This window comes from Ktedonobacterales bacterium, from assembly GCA_036557285.1.
In the GTDB taxonomy this organism is placed as follows: domain Bacteria; phylum Chloroflexota; class Ktedonobacteria; order Ktedonobacterales; family DATBGS01; genus DATBHW01.
Window position 1 is genome coordinate 137,994 of the sequence record DATBHW010000007.1, and the last position, 22,316, is coordinate 160,309.

Genomic DNA, 22,316 nt, shown 5'->3' on the forward strand with positions numbered 1-22,316 from the left:
CTTCAGCGCCTGGCGAAAGCGAACTCGGCCTCGGCAAACTCCAGCGCGCGCCGCAGGCCGGAGCGCACCTCCAAAAGCATCGCCTCCAGATTGGCTCGCCAGGAAGCCTCTGGTAAAGCCAGCGCGGCCAGATTCAGCAGCGGATTCCTCAACCGCAGCCTGGTGTTATTCTTGAGAATCACACCCTCGCCCTGCGGCACGATCACCCACTCGGCAATGCCGCTGACATCGCCCGTCAGGCGCACGCGAACGCGCTGGTTGCGCTCAATCTGTGGAAAGCGCAGGGTAAAATGGAGCGGCGGCAGAAACGGAACGAAAGACACCGGCAGGCGCGCCGCGCACTGCGCTATCGTGCTGGCAGTGATGAACCGCTCGCCCGTATTGGTGTATCCGGCCATCTCAGGCCACCATTCGGCGTAATTGCGCGTATCCAGCAGCATCTCAAAGACCTCTTCCGCTGGCGCGTCAATCTCCCACTCGCTGGAGACTTCGATCTCCTTGACCGCCCGCGCGCCCCCAATCACGATGCCAGTCGCCAGACCGGCAGCGCCAATCGCCAGCGGAAGCCAACCTCGTTTTCTCGCCCGACGTTCGTTTTCCATCATACCCCTCCCATTGTCGCCTTTTCGCCGTTATTTTTGGGCCTGGGCCAGCGCCGCCGGTTGAGTCGCTGACTGCGCTTTGGCCCTGGCAGCCGCCCGCCGTCTCATCCAGCGCGGCGTCCTGCCGGTCACGGACACACCCGTCGCCCGACCCAGCAGGAAGACATAGACAAAGAACATCAGCCAGTTGACCGCGCCAAGAATCCAGACATTGACCGGAACCTGGGCGAGCATCATCGTCCCGCCCATCAGTTCAGGCGCCCCCAGCAGCACCAATCCGCTGATCAAGATATTCGCCAGGGTAATCGGCATCAAGACCAGCCAGGCAAACCGCATCAACTGATCGGCGCGCAGGCGCGGCAGCGTGGCGCGAATCCAGACGAAGATAAAGATCATCGTCCAGAGCTTCACCATGAACCAGAAGACGGCAAAGAGGTTAAAGACCACCGCCCCCCCGAAATCGCCGAGCAGCCCAACCCACAAGCCTTGATCGGCGCCCGGACCAGACCAGCCGCCCAGGAACAGCGCAACCGTAATCACCGAGACGATAACCATATTGGCATATTCGCCCAGGAAGAACATCGCCCAGCGCAGGCCGCTGTACTCGGTGAGATAGCCCGCGACCAGTTCCGATTCGGCTTCGGGCAGATCAAATGGCGAGCGGTTGGTTTCGGCCAATCCGCAGGTATAATAGATCAGCAGGCCCAGCGGCTGAATCAGCACAAACCAGAGCCACCAGGGACGCATCTGAGCAGTGATGATCTCGCTGAGCGAGATGCTTCCCAGCCCATTCTTATCCACCACGCTGGTGAGCATAATCACCGGAACCAGCGACAGCACCAGCGGCAGTTCGTAGGAGATCATCTGCGCCGCCGAGCGCAGGCCACCCATGAGCGCGTACTTGTTATTAGACCCCCAGCCGGCCATGAAGACGCCAATCACATCGAGCGAACTGAGCGCCACATACAGAATGAGTCCGGTTTCCAGCGCGCTGACCGTCATATAGGGGGAAAACGGCAGGATCACAAAGGTAGTGATAATCGGCGCCAGGAAGATCACCGGCGCCAGCGTAAAGATGATCGTATCCGTCGCGCTGGCTTTAATGTCTTCTTTGGAGAGCAGCTTGACCATATCCACGAGGCTTTGCAGCGATCCAAAGGGGCCAACATAGGTTGGCCCCAGGCGATCCTGCATCAAGCCAAGAATCTTGCGGTCCAGATACGTACCCACCAGTGGGATTACCGGCACAAAGACCAATGTGAAGACCAACGTAATAAAGAAGTGAATTACTTCTTTCCAAAAATCCGTTATCATCGATCCACCTCGCCAAGAACCAGATCAATACTCCCCAGGATCGCCACCACATCGCCCATCTTGTGGCCGCGCAGCAGTTCCGGCAAGATTTGCAGGTTCACAAACGAAGGGCCGCGAATCTTGGCGCGGTAGGGATATTCCGAGCCATCGCTAATCAGATAAATGCCCTGCTCACCCTTGCTGCTCTCCACAGCGAAATAGGTTTCCCCGCGCGGCGGGCGCAGCGCAATCGGCGTGCGCGTCGAGATCGGCCCGCCCGGCAGTTGATCCATCGCCACGCGAACCAGGCGCAGGCTTTCATAGCACTCATTCAGGCGCACCCGGAAGCGCGCAAAAGCGTCGCCTTCCTGACGCACCGCCGGATTCACCGATACTTCACGATAGGCCATATAGGGCCGGTCCACGCGCAGATCGAAATTGACGCCCGACGCCCGCAAGTTCGGCCCGGTCAGGCCATAGGCAATCGCCTGCTGCGGATCAATATAGCCAACGTTCTGCGTGCGCGCCTCGAAAATCTCGTTGCCCGTCACCAGATTCTCTAATTCTATTAACGAATGATCAAACGCATTGCACCACTGTTCCAGCCTGCTCAGCCAGCCCTTGGGAAAATCGTGCAGCACCCCGCCCACGCGCAGATAGTTGACATTGAAGCGGCTGCCGCCCAGCGCCTCGAACAGGTCCAGAATACCTTCGCGGTCACGGAAACAATACAGGATAGGGGTCATTGCGCCCAGGTCCAGCAGATACGTGCCGATGGCGACCATATGGCTGGCGATGCGCTGCATCTCATTGGTCATCAGCCGGATATATTGGGCGCGGCGCGGCGGCTCCAGGCCCATCAACTGCTCGACCGCGCCAGCATAGGCCGTTTCATTGATCATCGGCGAGAGATAGTCCGAATTATCCATATAGCGGATGCCGCCCATATAAGGTCGGTTTTCCAATATCTTTTCAATGCCGCGATGGAGATAGCCAATCACGGGCGTGCAGTGGACAACCGTTTCGCCATCGAGCGTTAAGACCAGGCGCAGCACCCCATGCGTAGAAGGATGCTGCGGCCCCATGTTGAGGACCATCTCCTCAGAGCGAAGCCCTCCCGGACCCTCGATATATTCAGGGGCAAGCTGCTGGTTTTCTGCATCTATTGCCATAGGTATCTGCTCCTCTGAAATATGCCCTAGTCTTCGATCCCCTCTGATTCGGGGACGCCGGGCTGTTCAGGATAATGCGCGTCGCCAAAGGTTGGCGTGCCGGGGTGCAGGCGCTCCTGCGTCCCCTGCCCCAGCCGTTTCGACACCACCCGCTCAACGCCGCGCTGCGCCTCGCCAGAAAGCGCCTCCGCTGGCGTGACCTGGGTCGTCGCGCGATCATGCACCGTCATTGGCGTGGGGTGGAAGCTTTTCAGCAGCGGATAGCCCTCAAACTCGTCATCCAGCAGGATGCGGCGCAGGTCTGGATGACCCACAAAGACCATCCCGAAAAGGTCATACGTTTCGCGCTCCAGCCAGTTCGCCGAAGTCCAGACGCCGACCAGGCTGTCAACCTGGGGCTTCTCTGGCTCCAGCTTCACCTTCACTTGCAGCAGCCAGTTGCGCGAAAGCGAACGCAGATGATAGACCACCTCCAGGTGATCGCGCATATCAACCCCCGACACGGAGGTCAACATCTCAAAGCCCAGTTCATCACGCAGCACCCGGCTGACCTGTAGCAGACGGGCGCCATCTACCTCGATGCCAACCCCGCCCCCACCCATCAGCGCCGGATGCCCCACCAGCCCATCCAGGCCATGCAGCGTGCGGGTCAGTTCAGCGATATGATCGCCCTGGAAAGCCTGCGGCGTCCGTGCAGAGGATGCCCCAGGCTGTGACGCGCTTCTGGTTAAATCCATCGAACCACTCCTTTACGCCAGGCATAGACCAGCCCCAGCGCCAGCACAACGATAAAGAAGGTGATCTCGACAAACCCAAACCAGCCGAGCTGCTGGAACACCACCGCCCAGGAGATCAAGAACACAATATCCACATCAAAAGCCACAAAGAGCAGCGCAAAGACATAAAAGGCCAGCGGATATTGGACCCAGGCGCTGCCAAGAGGCGTCTCGCCAGATTCGTAGATGATGTGTTTGTCGCGGGCTGTATGCTTTTTGATAGTAAAGCGACCAACCACTTTCGCAGCGGTCAGGCCCACCACCACCAGCATGCACCCGACGAGAAAGAAGAGGGCCGCATACAGATAGCCGATATTTGCCACAGATACCTCCAGATGGGCCACTCAGGCGTGCCATTCATAAGATAGTGAGCAGAAGAGAGAGCGCCAGCCCGGCTGAGCAGCCTTCGCTTTGCTTGTCATGCCTCTGGCAATGGGTGCTTGCCTCGGCACTCTCGCCTGCGGCTCGCGCGCCCGTGCCGTCTCACATTATAGCATAGCCCACAGACTCCGACAAAGAGCAGGCTGGGCAGCCAACCACTTGCAGCGCCGCCTGAAAGGCGGCTAGCGGCTGCGCGAACTGGCCCTGGTTTGGGTGGAACCAGTGTGACGTAATCCCTTGACAGGTGCCACATATATGCTAGGCTATGGGAAATCCAGGTATGCTATAATGGCCCATTAGATGGGCTATATATTGAGAGTAATTGAGAGTAAGCAAAGACCCTGTAAAGAACTGGCGCACATTGACCGCACGCCCGAAGCATGCTATGATGGTAGCAACCGGCGCGGTCCTCGCAGTGACCACCGAGCGTTCGGCGGATTGGACGGAGCAGCGGCTGTGATCGAATGCACCAATTGCCATACAGCAAATACTGACAACGCACAAGAGTGCGTGAAATGTCATCAACCGCTTGGAAGCGACAAAAGCGACAAAGAGGAGCGCGACGCTATTTCCAGCCCACCACCACCGCCAGATGAAGAGGCGGACAGCCATCCCAAACGCAGCGGGAGCGACAAAGGCCCCAAGCGCCTCACTTCTGGCGCCGAACTGCAACATAAACGCTATAAGATCGAGAAAGCAGTTGCCAAGGGCGGCATGGGCGCGGTCTATAAAGCCTTTGACCAGCACTTCAAGCGGCCCTGCGCCGTCAAGGAAATGCTGGATAACTTCAGCAATGAAGAAGAACGCGATCAGTCGCTGCAATGGTTCGAGCGCGAAGCCCATATGCTGCTGGACCTGCATCACCAGGCCATCCCCAAAGTCTTCGACTTCTTTGCCGAAAATGGGCATAACTACCTGATCATGGAGTTTGTGGATGGCAAGACGCTCGCCGAAGTGCTGGAGCAAGAAGGCCAGCCGCGCGGCCTGCCCGAAACCCGCGTGCGCAGCTGGGCAGCGCAGATGTGCAGCGTGCTGGCTTATCTCCACAGTCAGAACCCCCCGGTGATCTTTCGTGACCTGAAACCTTCTAACATCATGGTCACGGGCGACGACAAAGTGAAGCTGATCGACTTTGGCATCGCCCGCTCCTTCCAGGGTGGACGCCAGGCCACCGTCATCATGACGCTGGGCTACGCGCCCCCTGAACAACTGGAAGGCAAGCCCCTTCCCAAAAGCGACATCTATGCCCTCGGCGCGACGCTCCACCGCCTGCTGACGCGCCACGAGGCCACTAATAACAAGCCATCAATCTTTGATTTCCCCACCATTCGCAGCCTCAGACCAGAGATCAGCCCGCAGTTCGACGTGCTGATTGGCCGCGCCTTGCAGAAAGAGCCAAACGCCCGCTGGGTCAGCGCGGGCGAAATGGAACAGGCCCTCCTGCGGCTCCCGCCGGTCCTGCCGCCGCCCGGACCCGTCGGGCCAACGATAGTTGCCAACCGGCCCCCCATTGGAGCGCCCCCGCTGGGCGGCCCGCCAATAGGAGCGCCGCCCACCTTTCAACAGCCATCGGGCCAGCCGCTTTCCGGGCCTTCTGTCAACTACCATCTCAACCAGGCGCGCGCCCTGCTGGATCAGCGGCGTTTCATCGAGGCGCTTAACATGGCCCGGCAGGCGCTGCAATTTGACCGGAACAACCCACAGGTCTATAAAGTGCTGGGCATGATTCACGCCCGCAGCCAGCCACCCGATACCACCAACGCTCTGGCTGCCTATCAAAGCGCGCTTCAACTCACCCCAAATGATGCCGAAACCCACCGACTGATCGGTGATGTCTTTTTGTTCGTGCAGCGCCGACCACAAGAGGGCATCAAAGCCTATCAGAATGCGCTGCTCCATAACCCCAACGACGGTGAAGCCCATCGTCTGCTGGGGCAGTGTTTTGAGCAGACCAACCAGCTTGAGCCTGCGCTGACCGAATATCGAGAAGCCGCGCGACTGCTGCCTCGCAGCCTGGCGGTGCAGATGAATATCGGCCAGCTTTGCCTGCGCATGAATCGGCTCCAGGACGCCGAGCGCGCCTTTGTCGAGGCGCTGCGCGTAGACGCCGGCAGCGCGGCGGCCCGCCACCTGCTCAGCCAGGTCTATGACCGCGAGGGCCGCCTGACCGATGCCCTGCGCGAATGCGAGGCGGCTGTACGGCTGAACCCCGCCGATGCGCAGGCCCAGGCTACACTCCAGCGCCTGCGCGCGCGGGCAACTACAGGGAATCAGGGAGGCTCTGGTGGACCAGGCACGACGCATTAACCGCGTATATCCTTCTGACCAACTGGGTGATGGGACCGGGACGACGTTTTAAGGGAGGGACCAGTCATGAAGCAGCCCTTGCGAATTCACCGGCGACCTCTGATCGTTGGCCTTCTTGCGCTTTGTCTGGCGCTGGGCACGCTTTTCGTCCTGGCTACCGCCGCTGGCGCTGCTGATCTCTCTGACCACAGCGCGCAGGCCGCGCTCCCTCTGGCAACCAGAACGCCTACCCCGACCCATACGCCAACACCAACAGCAACCGCGACAGCAACCCCGACCCCTACACCAACACCATCAGTCATCCAGAAGGAGCCAACAGCAACCGCGATCACTGGTGGCGCCGGAAACTCCACAGGCACAGGAAGTTCTAACGGCTTCCTTCCCGATACTATCTTTGGCATCTCGACAACCGCTGTGGCCCTGACCTTCCTGGTAGTCCTGGTCTTCCTCGTCTTTGTCATGACATTCCTGCTCTCGGTGCGCTACCGACGCAGGCGCGACGTGCAGCGGCAGCCAACAGCCTCATCCGCCTTCCCGAAACGCGGGAGAACGAGCGGGCAGCTACAACCCGATTTTGCCGCCCCCCTCCCGGCGGGGGCAACAGCGCCCTTTGCCGCTGCTGCGCCAGCCGCTTCATCGCGGCGAACGGTCGTTTGCCCGCGCTGCGGCATGCAGAATAACCTTGGCTCCAGCACCTGCGCCAACTGTGGCCTTGATCTACCACAAGGGCTGGCCGGAACCAGCGGCGCGGGACGCCTGGGCAGGTCCATCTCCGGCGGCCCAGCTCCCTTAAATCTTCCGCCGCTCAATCCGGCGCCAGCGCCAGACATCGCCGAAATGCCCACCATGACCTATCAGCCGCCGGACATCGCCGAGATGCCCACCATGACCTATCAGCCGCCGGTGGGCGGCGCTGACAAAGAAGTGACGCTGCCCACCATGCCAGCTATGACCGGGGGAAAACAGGAGGAAGCAACTGTGGTGATGCGTGGACGCCAGCGTCAAGCCCTGGGCGTAAAGGTCAGCGCCAAAACAGACCCTGGCCGCAGGCGCAAAGATAACGAGGATAACTTTCTGGCCGTCACCGGCACCTGGCGGCATAACGGCCAGCTTCAGCCTTTCGGCTTCTTTGTCATTGCCGATGGCATGGGCGGCCACGCCAACGGCCAGGACGCCAGCCGCATAGCCGTTGAAACCATCTATCATCATCTGGCCGAGACGCTGCCCAGGCAAGATACCCCCGATGAAGCGTTAGGCGGCCTGCTGCAAGAGGCCATCCAGCGCGCCAACCAGATGATCTATCACCAGAACCAGAAAGATCACGCCGATATGGGCTGCACCATGACCGCCGCGCTGGTGGCGGGGAGCGAGGCGCATATCTGCAACGTCGGCGACAGCCGCACCTATCTGCTCAACCAGAACGACCATCTCCAGCGCGTCACCACCGACCATTCGATTGTCGAAAGCCTGGTGGCGGCTGGCGTCATCCAGAAAGATGATGTTTATACTCACCCCAAGCGCAACCAGATTTACCGCAGCCTGGGTGAAAAAGAAGCCGCCGAGATTGACCTGTTCCACCAGCGATTGACGCCGGGCGACAAGCTGCTGCTGTGCTGCGATGGCCTCTGGGAAATGATCCGCGACCCCGATATTGAACAGGTGCTGCGCCACGACGACCTGCCGCAAGTCACCAGCAAGTTGATCGAGATGGCGAACGAGAACGGCGGCGTGGATAATATCACCGCCATCGTCGTCAAGATCATGGAAGACACCAAACCGGCCAAACAGCCCATGATCCAGAGCGTGGCGTCTGGTCCGGCCCATCTCGACCAGCTAAAGCAGTAACGATGAGAATGCCATCGCCCGGTGGTCCCCACCAGCGCGCGCGCAGGCCCACGTCGCCCGCGCGATTCGTCATCGCCGTAGGCAGCGGCAAGGGCGGCGTAGGCAAATCAACGATCAGTCTGAACCTGGCCTTGGCGCTGGCCGAAAGCGGGAAGGCCGTTTGCCTCCTCGACGCTGACTTGTATGGCCCAAATATCCCACTCATGGTTGGCCTCACTCGCAAAGAGTGGACGGGCGACTGGACGCTGGCGCGCAAAGGTAAGCAGCAAACTATCCAGCCGGTTGAGCGTTATGGCCTCAAGATCATGTCGGCAGGCTTCCTCCTTGGCGAAGACCAGCCAATGATTCTTGAAGCCCTCATCGTGCGGGCGCTGCTCATGCAATTGACGCATCAGGTTGCCTGGGGCAATCCAGACTATCTCATCATTGACCTTCCGCCGGGTACCGCCGACCTCCAGCAAAACCTGCTGCATGACCTCCAACTATCCGGCGTCGTACTCATTGTCACCCCGCAAGATGTCGCCCACCTGGATGGCAAAAAAGCCCTGCAACACTTTCGCCGCGCCGGAGTACCCATCCTGGGCGCAATAGAAAATATGAGTGGCTTCCTCTGCCCACACTGCGGCCAGCCAGTGGACATCTTTGCTCGTGTCTCAGCCGCCCGCGCCATCTGGGGAATGGATATAGAGAAGCTGGGCGCTATCCCCCTGGACCCACTAGTGAGCCAGTCTGGAGACCGTGCCCATCCACTGTTGATCGCTCACCCGCGATCAGTGCAGGCAGCCGCCTTTCGCCATATCGCCCAACAATTAGCGGCGAAACTGGAGGGTGCGCCACAGTAAGCCAGCCAGGAAGAGCTAGCCTGAAAAGGTCATCTGCGCTACCGGCGTATGGGCCAGCAGACGCTGCCCATTGCCATAGAGCAGCCGGGCGCGTGCCTCATCCGTCCAGCCGTCCAGCTTCTCAAAATCGCGCAGCCAGCGATCCGGCGGGATAAACGGATAATCCGAGCCAAACAGAAACTTCTCGTTGAGCCGTCCGGCGGCCTCGCGCAGCAGCGACGGCGGAATGTACTTTGGCGACCAGCCGGAGAGATCGTTATACACATTGCTCTTGTGCTGCACAACCGCGATCATCTCTTCGTGCCAGGGCCAGGAAGGATGCGCCCCGATAATCGTCAGCGTCGGAAAATCTGCCGCCAGGCTGTCCAGATAGATTGGACGGGTATGATCGAGCTTGACGCCAGAGCCGCCCGGCGTATTCGCGCCCAGGCCGCTGGTACCTGTGTGGAAGAGCGCGGGTACGCCCAGTTCCGTAATCTTCTCGAAGAGCGGGTGAAACGCCCGGTCATTGGGATAAAACGCCTGAACCCCCGGATGGAACTTCATGCCTGCCAGGCCCAGGTCTTTGATCGCGCGCTCGGCCTCGACGATGGCGGCCTGGCCCTTGTGCGGGTCCACGCTGGCAAAGCCGATAAAACGCTGCGGATAGCGGTCCACAATCGCCGCAACCACCTCGTTGCGCAGCGGCGGCTGGCCCGTCGCCGTCTCGGCGTCCCACGCCAGCAAAACGCCTACCATATCCTGCTCCTCATAATAGGCGGCAATCTCCTCCACATCGCGCAGCTTCACCTCGCTGCGAAAAAACCGCTCTGCCGCCGCCCGGTATGGGCCAAGCGCCACATCCATAAACTCGGCAATTGGCAGATGAACATGAAAATCAATGGCTTTAGGCATCGGGCTGCTTCCTCTCTACAGAATCCTAATCGCCTGCCTCTTCTACCGGCAGAGCGGTTGACACAAACAGACGCGCCATGCGCTGTGTGACGACGGCAGCCTCCAAAATCATACGCCGCACCAGATCGCCTGCCGTGGGAATATCCTGAATCAGCCCCGCAACCTGGCCCGCCCAGACAAAGCCCTCTTCTAACACACCTTCACGCGCCGCGCGTTTATTCACCGTCCCCAGGATAAAGGGCAGCAGCGCGGCCAGGCTCTCTTCGCGCGAAGCGCCGCGCTGCTCCAGATCGCGCTCGATCTCCAGAATCTTGTCGGGCAGCGGCCCCCTCAGCACCCGCGCCGGACGCCCCAGCGTGCGCTCAATCACCACCGTATCGGTTTCCTGCGCCCGCACCAGCGCCTCTTTGTAATGGAGATGCGCCACATTCTCCTGCACCGCAATAAAGCGCGTCCCCAATTCCACCCCCTCCGCGCCCAGCGCCAGAGCCGCCGCCAGCCCGCGCCCATCGGCGACGCCCCCGCTCGCCAGCACCGGAATCTTCACCGCCTCCACCACGCGCGGCGTCAGCACCAGCGTGCCAACATCATCGCGGCCCAGATGGCCGCCGCCCTCGAATCCCACCGCGATCACCGCGTCTGCGCCCAGGTCTTCGACCTTGCGCGCCGCGCGCGTACCAGCCACCAGCACCATCGTATGCGGCGTAGGCTGGTGCGCCTGAATACGTCGCAGCAGCGCCTCCGGGTTGCCGCCGGTAATCGTCAGCACCGGCACGCCCTCCTCCAGCGCCACCTCCAGAAAATGATCAACCGGGCTATGCCCAATCGGGAAATTCACGCCAAACGGGCGACTGGTCAGCGCCCGCACCTTAGCGATCTCGGCGCGTAACTCATCCGCCGTCTCGAAGCACGCCACGCCCACCTGACCCAGCCCGCCCGCCTCTGAAACCGCCGCCGCCAGATCAGCATACGAAAGATGGGCCAATCCACCCTGTACGATAGGATAGCGAATACCCAGCAGCGCCGTCACCCGCGTAGGCAGCGTGTCGGGGAGCATCTCCACTCGCCTTGTCTGCATCAACAACCTCGTGTATTTCTTGCGTTTGTACTGAAATTTTCCTTATTATAGCGCAGATAGATACCTCAGCGCCGGAAACCCGGGACTCCGCGCTCGCCCCTGTTGATAAAGAGCTTACCGCGTGCCTGCTCCTTGGGTGATCGTTTGCCAGCAGCCGCCAAAACCGGACCACCCGTTGTTTGTTTTCACGAGCCAGACCTAGAATATTCGTTCAATATTGGCCGCCTGAGACATTGACAACTATGGATGCTTCGCATATCATGTGGGAGTGAAAAGCGACAGCTAGGGCGCCGTGTCATCGCAAGCAGGAAGAGGAACTTCTGGAGAACGGATGTATGCTCAACACGCCACACATGGGCAAATTGGCGCGTGGCAGCGCCACAGAAGGGGGGATACGGCTGGCGGTGAAGAATCTGGGCATTGTCTACCAGGAACGCTCGCCCAATGCGACTGAGATGGCTGTCCACCTGACAGCCAGGCTCGGCGAGCGATTGAACGTCTGGTCACTCGCCTCGCACGCAGCGGACGAACTACGCCAGCGCCTGGAGGGTACTGAGCTGGCGCTGGTGCTTGGCGGAGACGGCACCATCCTTTCAGTAGCCCGCAGCGCCGCGCTAGTCGGTGTGCCATTGATCGCCATCAATTTTGGCCGCGTGGGCTTTCTCACCGAACTGGAGCCGCATGAAGTCGAGCAGCAGCTCCCCCTCTACCTCGACGGTGACTGTTGGATAGACGAGCGGGCCATGTTGAGCGCCGTCCTGGAGGCCAACGGAGCAGCCGAAGAGTTCCTGGCCCTCAATGATATTGTCGTCGTGCGTGGCGCGCTGCCACGAGTCGTGCGCATCAAAGTCTGGGTGGATGGGCATTTTTATAACACCACCGTTGCCGATGGCATGATCGTCTCAACCGCCACCGGCTCGACGGCCTATAACCTGGCCGCAGGCGGGCCAGTCCTCTATCCCCAGGTGCGCGGCAGCGTGATTACCCCCATTGCCCCCCACCTGGCCGCTGATCGCTCCCTGATCCTCGACCCAGGCGCCACGATCAAGCTGCAAATCTTCACGGACGGCCAGGACGGGGTGCTTTCCGCCGATGGGCAGATCAACCGCAATCTGAGTGACGGGTCGCTGGTAAGCGTCACCAACAGCCCCTATACGACGCGCTTTCTGCGCCGTCGCCCACCTACGTATTTCTATCAGATATTGACCCGCAAATTGCAAAGCGAAGTGTGAGAATCGGTAAGAACGAGCTATGCTTACAGAACTGACCATTACCGACTTTGCCATCATTGACCACCTGGACCTGCGCCTGAACCCGCGCTTTAACGTCTTCACCGGCGAAACCGGCGCGGGCAAATCCATCATCATAGATGCCGTCAGCGCGGTCCTCGGTGGAAAGATGGGCATCGAAGTGGTGCGCAGCGGCGCAGACCGCGCCACCATCTACGGCTCTTTCGCCGTTGGGGCGCTCCCCACCATCAGCCAGCCGCAGAACGGATCAAACGGAGCCGCCGCTGATGTTGCACGCGCACCAGCAGCAAGCGATGAGGCAGCAGACGAAGCGAGCGGGCAGGACCAGCAGATCGATGCCCGGCTCGTGCTGGCCCTGCTTCTCAATGAGTATGGCCTGGAAGCGGATAACGGCGAACTGATCCTGGGCCGCGAAATCCACAAATCCGGGCGCACCACCGCGCGCATCAGCCAGCGCCCCGTCCCGCTTCAGGTCTTGCAGCAAGTGGGCAGCCTGCTGGTGGACATTCACGGCCAGAGCGAACACCTCACCATCCTGCGCCCGGAGCAGCACGTCAATTACCTGGACCGCTACGCCGAGGCGCTGCCCCTGCGCGCCCAGGTGACGGCGCTCGTCACAGACTGGCGCGCCGCGCGCCGCGAACTGGCCGCGCTCCAGCAGAACGAGCGCGAACTGGAGCGGCGCATCGAACTCTTGCGCTTCCAGGTTGACGAGATCGAGCAGGCCAAACTTCAGCCTAACGAAGTGGAGGAGATGGAACGCGAGCGGCGCGTCCTCAACAACGCCGAACGGCTTGCGCAGTTGTGCGCGGGCATCTACAGCGCCCTCAGCGGCGGTGAAGACGGCCAGGCGGCTGGCGACCTGCTCAAAGGCGCCCGACACGACATGGACGAATTAACGCGCCTGGACCCGTCCATGCAGGAATACAACGCCGCGCTGGAAGAGATTATCTACCGGCTGGAAGATGTCGCTATGTCGGTGCGCTCGTATCAAGAGAGCGTAGAAGCCGACCCCATGCGGCTGGCCGAGATCGAGGAGCGCCTGGACCTGATCGCCAAGTTCCGGCGTAAATATGGCAATACCATTGAGGAAATCTTGAAGTACGCCGAGGACTCTGCCGCCGAACTCGACCGCTACGCCCACCGCGAAGAGCGGCTGGCCGAACTGCAAGCCCGCGACGAAGAACTGCGCCGCCAGATCGGCCAGCTTGCGGGGCGTCTCTCGCAGATACGCAGCGCGGCAGCAGTGCGGCTGGCTGAGGCTATGGAGCGCCAGTTAGACGATCTCAATATGAAGCGCGCCCGCTTCAAGGTCGAGATACAGCAGCAGTACTCATCTGATGGCGCGCCTGCCCAGCTAGCGCCGGATGGCCCCACCGAATCCTACGCCTTTAGCGGCACAGGCATTGATCGAATCGAGTTCCTGATCGCCCCCAACCCCGGCGAGCCGTTTAAGCCGCTGGGCAAGATCGCCTCCGGCGGCGAGACTTCGCGCCTGATGCTGGCGCTGAAATCCATCCTCTCGGCTGCCGACTCCACCCCAACCTTAATCTTCGATGAGATTGACAGCGGCATCAGTGGACGCAGCGGTCAGGTGGTAGGCGAAAAGCTCTGGAATCTGACCACCAACCATCAGGTCATCTGCGTCACCCACCTGCCGCAGATCGCCGCCTTCGGTGACGAACACTTTAACGTCGCCAAAGAGGCGCACGGGGACCGCACCATTACCCAGGTGCGGGCGCTGGCCTACGAGCAGCGCACCATCGAGCTTGGGCAGATGCTTGGCGGCGCGCTCACTGATACCTCGCGCCGCAACGCCGAAGAATTGCTGCAACGCTCCGAAGAGTTCAAGCAAGAGGCCCAAAACGGCCATCAGCTTGCGCCTTCCGCCTCAAACAGCTTATGGTAATTGGCTGGCGGCTGCAACCGCCAGCCCAACCCCATCCACAAAAACGCCGCGCCCCACCCGTTCCTCCTTGACAAAAGCGCGTATCGTGGTAGCATACACAAGGCTGGCACGTCCTCTTTCCCAGTCTGAGTCGCTTTTGGCGACTTACCCTTGTTTCATCCAGAGATCACATATGCCAAATTGCCCGCATTGTTTTGATGAATATATCGCTGGCGCGCTCTATTGCGACAATTGTGGGCGGCGTCTGCCCCAACCTACCGGCTCACCCTCTATAGGCGGCAGAGCACCCACTCAAGCGCCGGATAGCGACCCGCGAGTCGGGCGCGAGGCAACCACCAGTGATTCTGGACCCCCTGATAAGCCACCCCATCTGCGCTTGCAGCTTATCCCTTCCGCGTTTATACTTGATCTCGACTCCCGCGAACGCATCATCATTGGGCGCAAAGATCCCGGCCAGACGCCCGACGTTGACCTGACACCCTATGGAGGGATAGAGCAGGGGGTGAGTCGGCAGCACGCGATGATTACGCTGAGACAGGGACGTTATTATATAGAGGATCTGAAGGCTATCAACGAAACCTTGCTCAACTCCTCGCGCCTCTTTCCCGGCCAGCTTTATCGGCTGAGGAATGGTGATTTGCTCCAATTTGGCACTCTGGTCGTCAAGGTGCTGCTGTAGGCAGCCAGTGGCAAAAGCATTTTACCCGCGCGCGGATGCGCGTTTTCAATCGCTGTTGAGGTATGTAGCTTGGATATTAAAGATTTTCAGGGCTATCAGCGAGAGTCGCGGAAAACGTGGGGGCCAGTCTCAACGGACAGCCCCCTCGTTTACCCAACGCTGGGTCTGGTAAATGAGGCCGGTGAAGTGGCAGGGAAGATCAAAAAAATCTTTCGAGACAAAGGCGGCCAGGTTTCTGAGGAGGACCGCGAAGCGTTGAAGCTCGAATTGGGCGATGTCTTGTGGTATCTGGCGCAGATATGCACCGAACTCGATCTTACGCTGCAAGAGGTAGCAGCCGCGAACCTGGAGAAGCTTTTTTCCCGACTGGAGCGCGGCCAGATTCACGGAGACGGTGATACCAGATAGCATCCAGTATTTTGCATCACAGGAGGCAGCGCAGATGGCGCGAACGGTTATTATTCATTTGCTGAACCAGGATCCCATTGTGGCAGACATGGAAATGCTGCCCAATGAAGACTCATCCTATGTGACCTTTTCGAATCCGCGCATGCGCGATGAAAAAAACGTAGGCTGGGCAACCCCCGGCGCGCGCTCCTTTATCTTCCCCTGGTCACGCATCAACTTTATCGAGGTCATGACCAGCAAGGAAGAGGAAAGCAGCGTCATCAAACCCTTCCGCGACTAACGCCCGTACCCGCCGTCCCTGGCGGCGGATCGCTCGCCCGCGCGAACGCTGGCAGTATACGCGGGCGCTGTTGCGTATAGCGCCGCCGTCTCGGCGGCCCGCCGCTGCCCCCCGCGCGAACGCTGCCCCTGGCGCGCTGCGTTCGCACTGAGGCGCCGATTGGCCGCCTTCCACACGGCGCCGCAAGTGGTGTTCATCAGGGTTCGGTATTATACATTCGCCTGGTCTGCTGGCTGACTCAGCGCCAGCGCAACCTGGCCCACAAAACGCTCGATCTGCTGCGGGTTCTGTAAATCCGTCGGGAGCGAGAAGAAGGCGCGCTCATGCTCGTCGCTGTGGCGATGAATCCAGCGGGCAATAATGTTGATCTGATCGACCTCTTCTTTGCCGACCCGTTTCGGCGGCGCGGGCAGCGACACCGCCCGTTCAACCAGCGCGCGCAAATCAGCCAGCAAGTCCTCGCTGACCAGCGGCACGCGGCGCTGCTCCACCAATCGGCCATGCCGCACCAGAAACACCTCGCCCTGCCCGGCTGCGGCGGACGGATAGATAATCAGCAGATTATTCGCTTCGACGGCCCCGGTGACAAGGCGCTGGCCCACCACCACCTGACTGATATTCTTGAGCGCGTCACGCAGCGACGCCGCGCGCTCGAAATCGTTGCGCGCCGAAGCCGCCCACATCTCCTGGCGCAGCCGATCCAGCAAATCCTCGCGCTCCCCTCCTAGAAAGGCGCTGATCTGCTCAATCATCCCCTCATAGACGGCAGGGTCAACGTCGCCGCGACAGGGGGCCAGGCAGCGGTGCATATGATAGCGCATACACGGCTCGGATGGCTGCGCCTGGGGCGGCAGGCCACGCGTGCAGGTGCGAATAGGGAAAAGCTTGTGAATGACCTCCAGCGCGGCTTCCACAACGCGCCGACTCTGAAAGGGGCCGAAATAGCGCGCCCCGTCGGCATGCACCTCGCGGGTGGCGTAGACACGCGGATAGGGTCGGCCATCAATCTTAATAAACGGATAGGCTTCGTAGTTGCGCAGTTGCACGTTAAAGCGCGGCTGAAGCTGCTTGATAAGCTGCGACTCCACCAGCAGCGCCTCTAGCTCGGACCCCAGCACCCGAACTTCAATCTCTTGCACCAGTTGCAGCAAGCCATCCAGCTTGCGCGTATAGCCCAGCGGCTGATGATAGTACGAGGCCAGCCGCTCCTTGAGCGATTTGGCCTTGCCGACATAGATTACCTCGCCCTGGTCATCCTTCATCAGATAGACGCCAGGCCGCGTCGGAAACTCGCGCCGCCAGGCAGGATTGAGATAGATGCTGCCGGTGGGCCGCTCCAGCGCCGATTCGCCCGGCCTGGGCCGACGGCCAGCGCCGGAACGCTGCATAATTTCCCGAAGCTGCGCCAGCGTCTCAATCCCCTGCTCAGAGGCCAGCGCCAGCAGATGTTGAAAGACCTCCTGCGTGATGCGCGCATCGCCCAGCGCGCGGTGTCTGTCGCGCACCACGACGCCCACCTGACGCGCCAGCGCGTCCAGCTTTAGCCCGCGAATCCCGGGGATGAGACGGCGGGCCAGCCTGATCGTATCCAGGCCATCGGTTGCCAGCGGATAGCCCAGGCGCACCGCTTCATAGCCTAGAAACCCCAGATCAAAGCCGACGTTATGCCCCACAATAGGCGCGTCATCGAGAAACGCAAAGAAAGCGGGCAGCACCTCATCAACGGACGGCGCATCGTTGACCATTGCCTGCGTAATGCCGGTGAAGGCGCTGATAAAGCGCGGCAGGTGATGCTCTGGATTGATAAGCTGCTGAAACGCATCAACCACCATTCCCGCGCGCACGCGCAGCCCGGCCACCTCAATCAGCCGGTGGCGGCCAGCTACCAGCCCCGTCGTCTCCACATCCACCACCACATATTCCAGATCGGCCAGACGTGTCTGTGTGGCCTCCCAGGCGCGCAGACGCCACAGGCCATCGGCGCGGCGCTCGAAGAGCGGGGAGCCGCGCAGCGCCTGCTCCATCAGCCCCAGCCAGAACTGCCCGGCCTGCCCTTCTGCCGAAGCGCCGAAAAGATGCCGCACCAGTGCCGTAGACGCCTGCGGTTCGCCCTGCTCCGTCAGCCAGATATGGGCGCGGCGCAAAAGCTGCCCCTGGGTCTGCTCAGGACCATTACTCTGGCTCACCATCGCCCCCTCACTGCTCGCGCTTTCTCAGCAGGTCGCCCAGCAATTGCCGGGCCAGATCAGCGTTTTCTGGCTGCCAACATAGCACGGGCGTTCTAAGGCGTCAAGACTCTCAGGGCTTGCTGAAACTCAGCAGCATAAAGAATGGAAAGCCGCGAACTCATCATAACTGCTGAGCTTGTCCTACATGCGTTCTTCCCTCTTAACGGGCAGTTCGGTAGTGTGGCGCTGGCCGTCCCCGGCTAACCGTCAAAATAGTGAATAGGGGTTAGAAGAAATGCCTCCTCAGCCCTCTATCCACTCTAAGCGGTTTTGGAGGTTAGACACCCACCGCCTGGCTCTGCAAATAGGCTTCGATGAAGGGATCGATCTCACCATCGAGATAGCCTGTCGTGTCGCTGCTCTCAAAGCCGGTGCGGTGGTCCTTCACCAGTTGGAAGGGATGCACCACCACTGAGCGAATCTGATTGCCAAAGTCGGCCTCCACATGCTCGCCCTTCAGCGCCGCCTGCTGGCGCTCGCGCTCCTTCAGTTCGCGCTCATACAGCCGCGCCTTCAGGATGCGCAGCGCCACCTCGCGGTTCTGGATTTGCGAACGCTCGTTCTGGCACGTCACCACAATGCCGGTGGGGATATGGCGCATGCGCACCGCCGAATCGGTCTTATTGACGTGCTGGCCGCCCGCTCCGGTGGAGCGATAGGTATCCACCTCCAGGTCTTCGGGCCGAACCACAATGTCAATCGTATCCTCGATGTCGGGCATCACCTCGACCTTGGCGAACGACGTATGCCGCCGATGCGCCGCGTCGAAGCGCGACAGGCGCACCAGCCGATGCACCCCTGATTCCGAGCGCAGATAGCCATAGGCATACGGCCCCGATATTTCAAGCGTGGCACTCTTGATGCCCGCCTCTTCGCCCTCAAGCTGATCGAGCAGTTCCGCCTTGAAGTTCCGCAGCTGCGCCCAGCGCAGGTACATGCGCAAAAGCATCTCCGCCCAGTCCTGGGCATCGGTGCCGCCGCTCCCCGCGTGAATCGAGAGAATGGCGTTGCGCTGGTCGTGTTCGCCGTTCAGCATCAGCGAGAAGCGCAGCTTTTCAAGCTGCTGTTCAATCTCATCTGCCGAACGATCTACCTCGGCGGATAGCCCTTCATCCGGCTCTGCTTCCAACAACAGCGCCATCTCGTGCAGATCGTTCAGGCGCGTATGCAATCCCTGCCAGGTCTCAACCTCAGCGCGCAGAGCTGTCAGGCGCTGCATCGTCGTCTGCGCGTGGCGGCGATCAGCGTAAAAATCAGGGGCCATGCTCTCTTTTTCAAGCGCCTCTATCTCGCGCTCTTTGCCAGCCTGGTCAAAGTCGCACCAGCATTTCATGCACGCGCCGCTGCAACGATTCAATCCGCGTCGTCAAATCACTCATTCCGATGGTTCTCCTTTGATCGCTCTTCTTCCGATGATCGTCCTTCTCAAGCACAGCAAAAGCCGAGGATGGCTCGCCGCAGCAGGCGGCATACGCCGGAATCCTCGACTCTTGACCTTCATTGTGTATTCAGCGTTGGCGGGTTGGCTCTTCACCCCTGGCAGGCGAGCCAGGAACGAACGCGACATTGGGCGTATCTTCATCCTCAGAGCCAGGGGCAGGCACGCGCTCCAGTTCCTCGCGCAGGGCTGTGACCCGCTGGGTCAGCGCCGACGCGCTCTCGCCCTCAGACTGCTGGATAATGACCGCCGAGACTCCCAGCTTGACGAGTATGCGCGCCTCTTCGTTCCCTATATTGCCCCCCACGTTCACCAGCACCGGGAAGCGAAGCAGTTCACGCACCATCCGGTAGTTCAACAATTCCTCAATCCGCAGATCGCGCAGGCGCTCAGCCGTCAGATTGGAAAGAAAGTGAGCGACCTGCACAGAGAGCAGGTTGACCGACCGCACCAGCCGCAGATAGCTTTCGTTCTCTTCATCTCTTGGGCCTCTAAGGGTGATAATCCTATCCAGCCCTTCAGGGCGCTCTTGAAGGAGACGGGCAGGAGCCTCAAGCGGGAAGGAGACAAAATCCGCGCCACCTTCACGAATGCCCTTGAGCGCATCCGCTGGCAGCGACGCGGCAACCTCGGACAGTTCAAGCCCCCAGGGCCGATTTGCCGCACGCAGCGGCTCGGCGGCCTTCTGATACGCCTCTACGGCAAGCCCCTTGCTTACCGATTTCCCATTCTGAACCACAAAGATAACGCCATCTGCGCCAGCCTTGGCAACCGCTTCCACGGCCCCGGCATCTGCCTGACTGAGCGCCACCAGCATGCCGAGAGCCTTTGGCTTCGTCTGCGTCTGGTTCCTCCCTAGAAAACCAATGCCGCCGCCTGATGACTTTCCTACCCGCTGTAGGGTTTCAATCAGCTTACCCATAGCTTACTCTGCTCCTGCCATATACCCATACAGCCCGCAACTTGTGCCGCAGGGCCGCTGAACTATCCAACCAGATTTCTCGTCACGAGTGGCCTGTAGGCGGCATGATGGCTACCAGCGTCTCCCAAGCCGAAACGACCACTCATACCGTTCATTATATGACAGTATCACAAAGCATAGCCACCTATGCTCTGGTTGGTAGGATTACCGCTCGCTCCCGTGCCCGTGACGGGATGACCGGCGAGATCGACAGCCCTACTGGCCGTACTGCAAGGGCGGCCTCTATCCCCTGCCCGAAGGAATGGGGGAATGCTTTGCGTCCGATGTTGTAGGAGCCATTCACATCCGCCTGAATGCGCCGCCCATCCTTGGCGCGATACAGGCCACGCTTTTCCCGCTTGCCACTGAAAACCGGCTGGCCTTCCCGCTTGGGGTCATAGACGGGCAGCGGGTCCAAATCTAGGAAGCTGGCCTTGGATGTGTAGCTCTCTTCCTGCACCTTCACGGCAATGCCCATCAATTGCGCCTTGTAGCTGAGCATGTCAATGAAGCGCGCATGTGGTATCTGCACGAAGTGCTGGTTATTGACGCGCCCTAACCCGGCTTCCTGCTTCCAGAGCAGGTTTTTACCGATGACCAGCGTGCCCATGCCTTCCTCAACCAGCAAGGCAATAATGGCTTTGCTCGAAGTGTGCAGATACTGATTGATACGGCGCGTCCGTTTGGTGGTCAAGCGGTCCATGCGGGCTGTCGTGCCTTCATGTCCCCAAGCTTCCTGCAACTCTGCCCGGCGCTTGTTGTAGAACTGGTTGTAGCTTTTCAGGACGCGCCCGTTAACAAGGCGTGGGGCAAAGCCCCCTTTGTTTGAGGTTAGCGCAGCCAGGGTGTCTACTCCCAAGTCTACTGCGGCGTACAGGGCTGGATTACCGGAAGGTGGGGCTTCCTTGCATTCATAGACGATTTCCACGACATAGTAGCCCGCACGCGGAACAATGCGGGCCTGCTTCACCTGGCGGTGAGCGGTCTGGACTTCTATCTTCAGCCCAGAGGGGGCGAGTATCCCCCGTGCCAGTGCCCGGCGGGAAATCGCTTGAATATCATAGATCAAGAGGAAGCGGCCCTTCGTCTTGTGCTTGTACTTGGGCAGTTTCGGGCGGCCTACAAACTTGTTTGGGTCTGCTCGATATGCCTCACAAGCGGCAAAGAACGCCCGCCAATTCTTATCAAGCTGGCGCAAAATATCATTCGAGACTTTGCAGGGCAGGGCGGTATAGACTTCGTGGCGCTTGAGCAGATGAAAGAGGGCGGCATACCCCAGATAGCGGCCCTCAAAAATGAAGGACTGCCGTACCAGGAAGTTTGCCGCGTTGTACAGGTTCTTCGCCGCAAACGCTGCCGCGTCAATCGGGGCAAAGCGCGGGTCCGAGCGGCAGATAACATGCTGCTCAACTAATTGCATGCTCGCCCTCCCTCTCTCCGGCTTCTAAGGCCCGCATCACCATCTCTGTCTTGCGTTTTGCCCGGCGTTGCCCATAGAGCCGCGCAGTGAAGCTAGACAGAATCGCCGTCAGATCGGCCATGAGGTCTTCCGTCTCGTTGCCCGCCTCATTCACCACTTCCAAGGCACGGCCCTGCCCGCGCAGCAAGGTATCCAGGTAGCGGAAGCCGAAGCGGGTCAAGCGGTCTTTGTGTTCCACGACAATGAGCATGATCGCCTGGTCTTCCAAGAGCGAGAGCAGCTTGGGGCGGCTGTCGTTGACGCCAGAGGCACTCTCCTTGACGACCTTGGCGACTTGGTAGCCCCTGGCGGCGCAATAGGAAAGCAGCCGCTCCGCTTGCCGATCTAAGTTCGCCTGATGCTCATGAGACGAGACGCGGGCATAGATGGCGACCCGCTGCGCTGGCGCGGCTGGCTCTTTCGGCTCTTGCACAATGATGGTGCCGGTCGGAGCCTGATAGCCGGGAATCTGGCCCGCTTTCCACCAGCGAAAGGCCGTCCGATAACTGATGCC

Annotated in this window: 20 protein-coding genes; 8 read left to right on the forward strand and 12 right to left on the reverse strand. The window is 60.3% G+C overall.

All coding sequences use genetic code 11. The features are described from left to right. Positions 1–2: 2 nt before the first annotated feature. From VH599_03290 to VH599_03310, 5 genes are read right to left on the reverse strand one after another with little or no spacing between them, the layout of a single operon-like run. Positions 3–605 carry an SRPBCC family protein gene (locus VH599_03290; GenBank protein ID HEY7347319.1) on the reverse strand — a complete coding sequence of 201 codons (603 nt, stop codon included), beginning with the start codon at positions 603–605 and terminating at the stop codon, positions 3–5. A 27-nt stretch (positions 606–632) separates the two neighbouring features. Further along, positions 633–1,916, reverse strand: coding sequence for an NADH-quinone oxidoreductase subunit NuoH (gene nuoH, locus VH599_03295; protein ID HEY7347320.1), 1,284 nt, complete (start codon positions 1,914–1,916; stop codon positions 633–635). Then, entirely contained in the window at positions 1,913–3,067 is a 1,155-nt protein-coding gene (locus VH599_03300; GenBank protein HEY7347321.1) for an NADH-quinone oxidoreductase subunit D, read from the reverse strand. Before VH599_03300 ends, nuoH begins: the two co-directional genes overlap by 4 nt. A 26-nt stretch (positions 3,068–3,093) precedes the next feature. Then, on the reverse strand, positions 3,094–3,804 hold the full coding sequence (locus VH599_03305; GenBank protein ID HEY7347322.1) for an NADH-quinone oxidoreductase subunit C: 711 nt from the start codon (positions 3,802–3,804) through the stop codon (positions 3,094–3,096). Continuing rightward, positions 3,795–4,166: an NADH-quinone oxidoreductase subunit A gene (locus tag VH599_03310; GenBank protein ID HEY7347323.1), complete on the reverse strand. Its 372-nt coding sequence runs from the start codon at positions 4,164–4,166 to the stop codon at positions 3,795–3,797. Before VH599_03310 ends, VH599_03305 begins: the two co-directional genes overlap by 10 nt. Before the next feature lie 568 nt (positions 4,167–4,734). On the opposite strand from VH599_03310, the gene VH599_03315 reads away from it, so the two are divergent. From VH599_03315 to VH599_03325, 3 genes are all read left to right on the forward strand, one after another. After that, on the forward strand, positions 4,735–6,531 hold the full coding sequence (locus VH599_03315) for a protein kinase (protein ID HEY7347324.1): 1,797 nt from the start codon (positions 4,735–4,737) through the stop codon (positions 6,529–6,531). A 66-nt stretch (positions 6,532–6,597) separates the two neighbouring features. Then, positions 6,598–8,376: a Stp1/IreP family PP2C-type Ser/Thr phosphatase gene (locus VH599_03320; GenBank protein ID HEY7347325.1), complete on the forward strand. Its 1,779-nt coding sequence runs from the start codon at positions 6,598–6,600 to the stop codon at positions 8,374–8,376. Between the two features lie 2 nt (positions 8,377–8,378). Beyond that, a complete protein-coding gene (locus tag VH599_03325; protein HEY7347326.1) occupies positions 8,379–9,218 on the forward strand; it encodes a P-loop NTPase in 840 nt (279 codons plus the stop codon). Positions 9,219–9,233: 15 nt separating this feature from the next. On the opposite strand, the gene VH599_03330 is transcribed toward VH599_03325, so the two are convergent. Continuing rightward, positions 9,234–10,112, reverse strand: a complete 879-nt coding sequence (locus VH599_03330) for an amidohydrolase family protein (protein HEY7347327.1) — start codon at positions 10,110–10,112, stop codon at positions 9,234–9,236. Between the two features lie 25 nt (positions 10,113–10,137). Next, complete coding sequence (locus VH599_03335) at positions 10,138–11,190, reverse strand: nitronate monooxygenase (protein HEY7347328.1); 1,053 nt, start codon at positions 11,188–11,190, stop codon at positions 10,138–10,140. 335 nt (positions 11,191–11,525) lie between these two features. On the opposite strand from VH599_03335, the gene VH599_03340 reads away from it, so the two are divergent. The 5 genes from VH599_03340 to VH599_03360 all read left to right on the forward strand — a co-directional run bounded on the left by VH599_03340 (position 11,526) and on the right by VH599_03360 (position 15,716). Next, positions 11,526–12,422, forward strand: a complete 897-nt coding sequence (locus VH599_03340) for an NAD(+)/NADH kinase (GenBank protein ID HEY7347329.1) — start codon at positions 11,526–11,528, stop codon at positions 12,420–12,422. Between the two features lie 19 nt (positions 12,423–12,441). Continuing rightward, positions 12,442–14,349 carry a DNA repair protein RecN gene (recN, locus tag VH599_03345; protein HEY7347330.1) on the forward strand — a complete coding sequence of 636 codons (1,908 nt, stop codon included), beginning with the start codon at positions 12,442–12,444 and terminating at the stop codon, positions 14,347–14,349. Between the two features lie 172 nt (positions 14,350–14,521). After that, positions 14,522–15,028, forward strand: a complete 507-nt coding sequence (locus tag VH599_03350) for an FHA domain-containing protein (protein ID HEY7347331.1) — start codon at positions 14,522–14,524, stop codon at positions 15,026–15,028. Positions 15,029–15,097: 69 nt separating this feature from the next. Beyond that, positions 15,098–15,436, forward strand: coding sequence for a nucleoside triphosphate pyrophosphohydrolase family protein (locus tag VH599_03355; protein ID HEY7347332.1), 339 nt, complete (start codon positions 15,098–15,100; stop codon positions 15,434–15,436). A 34-nt stretch (positions 15,437–15,470) separates the two neighbouring features. Continuing rightward, positions 15,471–15,716, forward strand: coding sequence for a hypothetical protein (locus tag VH599_03360; protein HEY7347333.1), 246 nt, complete (start codon positions 15,471–15,473; stop codon positions 15,714–15,716). A gap of 209 nt (positions 15,717–15,925) precedes the next feature. Here the strand turns inward: VH599_03360 and VH599_03365 are convergent, their stop codons facing one another. The 5 genes from VH599_03365 to VH599_03385 form a co-directional block, all read right to left on the reverse strand. Next, entirely contained in the window at positions 15,926–17,905 is a 1,980-nt protein-coding gene (locus tag VH599_03365; GenBank protein ID HEY7347334.1) for an exonuclease domain-containing protein, read from the reverse strand. A 316-nt stretch (positions 17,906–18,221) separates the two neighbouring features. After that, positions 18,222–19,323, reverse strand: a protein-coding gene (gene prfB / locus VH599_03370) for a peptide chain release factor 2 (protein ID HEY7347335.1) whose coding sequence is annotated in 2 segments (ribosomal slippage) — positions 18,222–19,256 and positions 19,258–19,323 — 1,101 coding nt in all. Because the reading frame shifts where the segments join, the coding sequence is not laid out codon by codon here. Between the two features lie 129 nt (positions 19,324–19,452). Then, positions 19,453–20,304, reverse strand: a complete 852-nt coding sequence (locus VH599_03375; protein ID HEY7347336.1) for a hypothetical protein — start codon at positions 20,302–20,304, stop codon at positions 19,453–19,455. 184 nt (positions 20,305–20,488) lie between these two features. After that, entirely contained in the window at positions 20,489–21,763 is a 1,275-nt protein-coding gene (locus tag VH599_03380; protein HEY7347337.1) for a transposase, read from the reverse strand. Further along, positions 21,750–22,316 (reverse strand): IS607 family transposase (locus tag VH599_03385; GenBank protein HEY7347338.1); only part of this gene is annotated, 567 nt, incomplete at its 5' end. The genes VH599_03385 and VH599_03380, both read right to left, overlap by 14 nt.